This is a genomic window from Microcoleus sp. K1-B1 (assembly GCF_036704705.1).
In the GTDB taxonomy this organism is placed as follows: Bacteria; Cyanobacteriota; Cyanobacteriia; order Cyanobacteriales; family Microcoleaceae; genus Microcoleus.
In genome coordinates this window covers 65,932-71,404 of the sequence record NZ_JAUBSH010000028.1, presented here as the reverse complement: position 1 = coordinate 71,404, position 5,473 = coordinate 65,932, and the positions used below count along the sequence as shown (strand labels likewise).

The 5,473-nt window shown below is 48.9% G+C and carries 3 protein-coding genes; 2 read left to right on the top strand and 1 reads right to left on the bottom strand.

Translation table 11 applies throughout. The features are described 5' to 3' along the window. Positions 1-246, bottom strand: a 246-nt coding sequence (locus QUA83_RS13060) for a hypothetical protein (protein WP_333293562.1), incomplete at its 3' end; no start/stop codon positions are given. A 235-nt stretch (positions 247-481) separates the two neighbouring features. Here QUA83_RS13060 and QUA83_RS13055 point away from each other — a divergent pair. Both QUA83_RS13055 and QUA83_RS13050 read left to right on the top strand, forming a co-directional pair. After that, positions 482-1,615: a CHAT domain-containing protein gene (locus QUA83_RS13055; protein ID WP_333293561.1), complete on the top strand. Its 1,134-nt coding sequence runs from the start codon at positions 482-484 to the stop codon at positions 1,613-1,615. A 123-nt stretch (positions 1,616-1,738) separates the two neighbouring features. Further along, the coding region (locus tag QUA83_RS13050) for an FG-GAP-like repeat-containing protein (RefSeq protein ID WP_333293560.1) at positions 1,739-5,473 on the top strand (3,735 nt) is incomplete at its 3' end.

The window sequence follows — 5,473 nt, the reverse complement described above, 5'->3', positions numbered from 1 at the left end:
ATCTCCAACACCTACACCAATATCTCCAACACCTACACCAATATCTCCAACACCTACACCAATATCTCCAACACCTAGACCAATATCTCCAACACCTAGACCAATATCTCCAACACCTAGACCAATATCTCCAACACCTACACCAATATCTCCAATACCTACACCAATATCTCCAACACCTACACCAATATCTCCAACACCTACACCAATATCTCCAACACCTACACCCGATATTTCAATTACCAATGCACTCTCTCAATCGGCCAAGCTCAATAGCATTAATAGAATTGAATCTCTTTTTAACTACAGATCCGATTGGGCAAGCGAAGTTGTCCAAACGGCATCGCCTCTAAATATAGTTAGCCTTAGCGATATCACACGACTGATCGATAAAGGCGATATCCCACAAGCCAGTTTCTTTATCGATATCTTCTATAGCGAACAAGTAGGGTCATACGTCAACCAGGAAATCAGGCGGGACTTGCAATCTTTTACCGCCATACAGCAAAGAATGAGACTGATCGCCAGCCAAACTGGTAAAAAACCAGCTATTATCTACGCCTTCTCCCGCCCTGAACAATTAGACCTGATCATCGTCCCCCCTACTGGCCTCCCCATTCATAAAGCCATCCCCGCCGCCCGGCGCGAAACTTTGATGCAAGTCGTCGCCAATTTGAGGGATGAACTCCTTAATCTCAGAAACATAAATACTGAGAGCTATTTGCCAGCATCCCAACAACTTTACCAGTGGATAATTGCTCCCTTGGAAGCTGATTTGAAAGCTCAGGGCATCGATACGCTAGTTTTTAGTATGGATGCGGGGTTGCGATTGCTCCCCTTAGCCGCCCTCCATGACGGTTCTCAATTTGTAGTAGAAAAGTACAGCATCGGACTCATTCCCAGCGTCAACTTAACCGATACTAGCTATGCAAGTGTTAAAAATGCTGAAGTTTTAGCAATGGGAGCCTCACAATTTACTAATAACCCACCCTTGCTAGCAGTGCCTGCAGAACTTAACGCTATTGCCTCCGAATGGAAAGGCGAATCCTTCCTCAACCAAACCTTTACTCTCAACAATCTTAGGTCACAGCGCAAAGACAGACCCTATCGGATTATTCACCTGGCCACTCACGGATACTTTAAGCCAGGAGCACCGAGCAATTCTTACATTCAGTTATCAGATAGCAGGTTAACACTCGATCGCGTGCGCGAACTAGGGTGGAATCAGCCACCTAAAGTTGAGTTATTGGTGTTGAGCGCTTGCAAAACTGCTGTGGGTGATGATGGCACCGAATTAGGTTTTGCGGGGTTAGCTGTGCAAGCAGGAGTGAAGTCAGTTTTAGCGACCCTTTGGAACGTCAGCGATGAAGGTACTTTAGGGTTAATGGCTGAATTTTACGATCGGTTAAAAGTCGCGCCGATTAAAGCTGAAGCTTTGCGGCAGGCTCAAATCGCCATGCTCAAAGGTCAAGTTCGCATTCAAAAGGGTCGTTTAATTTTGTCAAACTCAAATAAGGAGTTAGAATTGCCGCCAGAATTAGCTAAACTGACTAATGAAAATCTCTCCCATCCTTATTATTGGTCGGGCTTTACGATGATTGGAAGTCCTTGGTAATGTCATTGCGAGGAACAAAGCAATCGTAAGGACTTTAGGCGTAGCGCGCAATCAGATGCTAGTGATTGCATAAGTTCTCTTTGAGTGATACCTATAAAGCTTAAAAAGTAAAGAGGTTGCATAATGATACAGCCAAAACTTGTTTCAACTCTAGTTTTTATTGACTCAAATGTTGAAGATTACCATAGTTTAATTAGCGGTGTTTCCCCAAATGCTCAAGTAATTATCCTAAATGAAACGCGGGATGGGATTGAGCAAATCACCGAAAGGCTAGCAATTGAACAAAATATAGAAGCAATTCACATCATCTCTCATGGCAGTCCAGGTGCAGTACATCTCGGTGCAAATACACTCAACAACAGCAATATAGAAAGCTTCGCCCCTCAACTAAAACAGTGGTGCAAAGCATTAACAAATAGTGCAGATATTCTGCTTTATGGGTGTAATGTCGCCGCCGATGTATCGGTGAAAATTGACAGCCCCGACATCTCCCACATCCGCCAGGGGTTAAAACCCCTGTCTCATAGCTTAAGTCGGTTGAAATCGACTCAAGACAATCAAGACAATTCATTTATTCAGTCCTCGATCGAGGACTTTCCCTATCAGACGGGGGTTAAAACCCCCGGCGGGACTGGTGTTAAACCGACTGGTGTTAAGCCTACAAAACCCAACCAATTCCTCCAACGCCTCAGTGAATTAACGAGTGCCGACATCGCCGCCTCCGCCAACCTTACCGGCAATGCCGCACTGGGCGGAGACTGGGAACTGGAAGTACAAACAGGCCGTATAGATACACCAATACCATTTAACGCCAACACCCTCAAAACCTACAGGGGCGTACTGGGCTTCGCCCCCCAAGTTGCCTTCCCTACTGGCAGTGCCCCCTACTCGGTCAGCATCGGCGACTTCAACGGCGACGAGAGACTAGACTTAGCTGTGGCGAACTTCAACAGCAACACCGCCTCCATTCTGCTCAACACCACCGCCACCAACGCCGCCACCCCCACTTTCGCCACCCAAGTCACCTTCGCTAGTGGCGCTCTGCCCAGCGACCTCAGCATCGGCGACTTCAACGGCGACGGGAAACCAGACTTAGCTGTGACGAACGATAACAGCAGCGGCAGCGCCTCGATCCTGCTCAACACCACCCCCACCGGCGCCACCACCCCCACTTTCGCCACCCAAGTCCCCTTCCCTGTTGGCAGTTATCCCAGAGAGGTCAGCATCGGCGACTTCAACGGCGACGAGAGACCAGACTTAGCTGTGGCGAACACTAGCAGCGGCAGCGCCTCCATCCTGCTCAACACCACCGCCACCAACGCCGCCACCCCCACTTTTGCCCCCAAAGTTGACTTCTCTACTGGCACTAACCCCAGATCCGTCAGCATCGGCGACATCAACGGCGACGAGAGACCAGATTTAGCTGTGGCGAACTTCAACAGCAACACCGCCTCCATCCTCCTCAACACCACCCCCACCAACGCCGCCACCCCCACTTTTGCCACCCAAGTCCCCTTCCCTATCCCTAATAGTTACCCACAATCCATCAGCATCGGCGACATCAACGGCGACGGCAAACCTGATTTAGCAACGGCGAACTCGGTCAGCAACACCACCTCAATCCTGCTCAACATCACCGCCACCGGAGCCACTACCCCGACTTTTGCCCCCAAATTTGACTTCCCTACTGGCACTCGCCCATACTCTATCAGCATTGGCGACATCAACGGCGACGGGAAACCTGACTTAGCTGTGGCCAACAGAAATAGCAACACCGTCTCGATCCTGCTCAACACCACCCCCACCGGAGCCACCACCCCCACTTTTGCCCCCAAATTAGACTTGGCTACGGGCACTACCCCCATCTCCGTCAGCATTGGCGACATCAACGGCGACGGGAAACCTGATTTAGCTGTGGCCAACAGCAACAGCAACAACGCCTCCATCTTGCTCAACACCACCCCCAAAGTTACCGCTGTCACCGCAACCACCGCTGACGGCAGCTACAAAGCAGGTGATACCATCGCCATCACCGTCACCTTCGATGCTGCTGTCAACGTAGATACCACAGGTGGCACACCCCAACTGCAACTAGAAACAGGCACAACTGACCGCTTTGCCACCTATGCCAGCGGTAGCGGCGGTACCGTACTCACCTTCAACTATGTAGTGCAAGCCGGAGACACATCCGGTGACTTAGAATACCTCGCCACCACCGCCCTCACCCTCAACGGCGGCACCATTAAAGAAACTGTTGGTACAGCATTTGACGCTTTCTTAACCCTCCCCACTACCCCCTCAGTTAGCTCTCTCGGTGGTAGTAAAGCCATAGTTATTGATACCCTTGCACCCACCATTGCCAGCGTCACCTCTACCACCACTGACGGCAGTTACAACACAACTGGCAACATCAACGTTACCGTCAACTTCAGCGAAGCCGTCACCTTAGCAGGCGGTGAGATGAGTGTCGCCTTAGACACAGGCGGCACAGTGACTATTGCACCTTTTACGGGCACATCTGCTTTCGCGACTTATACTCCAGCAACCGGACAAAATAGCACCGACCTTAATTCAAATAGTATAACTTTAGCGACTGGTGCAAACTTAAAAGATACTGCTGGAAATGATGCAACTTTAACTATTCCTACGGGACAATCTTTAGCGGATAGCAGAGCCATAATTGTAGACACAATTGTACCCACAGTTGCCTTAACATCTGCACCAGCAACCACAGTCAACGCAGTATTTAGCGTCATAGCAACATTCAGCGAAAATGTCACCGGCTTTGATAATACTGATATCACCGTAGCCAATGCGACTGTCAGTAACTTTGTCACAATTGATGCCAAAACCTATACCTTTGATGTCACACCAAATGCTGATGGTAATGTCACCGTTGATGTACTTGCGGCAACAGCTACGGATACAGCGAGTAATAACAATACCGCAGCAACTCAACTGACTCGTACTGCTGATATTACACCGCCAACTGTTGCCTTAACATCAACTTCAGCAACAACAATAAATACACCATTTTTAGTCACAGCCACTTTCAGTGAAAATGTGACAGGATTTAGTTCTAGTGGCGTTAATGTTACTAACGGTACGGTTAGCGGTTTTACAGGTAGCGGCACGACTTATAATTTTACAGTCACACCGAATGCTGATGGCCCCGTCACAGTTGATGTACCTGCCGCAACAGCTACTGATACTGCCAGTAATAACAATACCGCTGCAACTCAACTGGTTCGTACTGCTGATTTTACCGCCCCTACTGCTAGCTTGGGTACAATTTCTAACATTACTACAGCGGGCGGCACAAGTCAGACATTGACAGTTACTTTCACTGATAGTAGTGGAGTTGATGTTAGCAGTTTAGATAATTCTGACCTGGTAGTAAACTGGTCAGGTGGTGCAATTTCCGCTACATTTGTCAGCGCCGATACTAATAGTAATGGCACACCTCGCACGGCAACTTATTCGCTGACTCCGCCTGGAGGAAGTTGGGATGATACAGATAATGGCAGTTATGCTGTTAATTTGCAAGCATCGCAAGTAAAAGATACTTTTGGCAATCAAGTTGTAGGTAGCAATTTAGGCAGTTTTACTGTTAACATTGCCACGCCAACTCCAACTCCGACTCCAACTCCAACTCCAACTCCAACTCCGACTCCAACTCCAACTCCAACTCCGACTCCAACTCCAACTCCAACGCCAACGCCAACTCCAACTCCGACGCCAACGCCAACTCCAACTCCGACGCCAACTCCAACTCCAACTCCGACAACAACTCCAACTCCAACTCCGACAACAACACCGACTCCGACAACAACACCGACAACAACTCCAACTCCAACT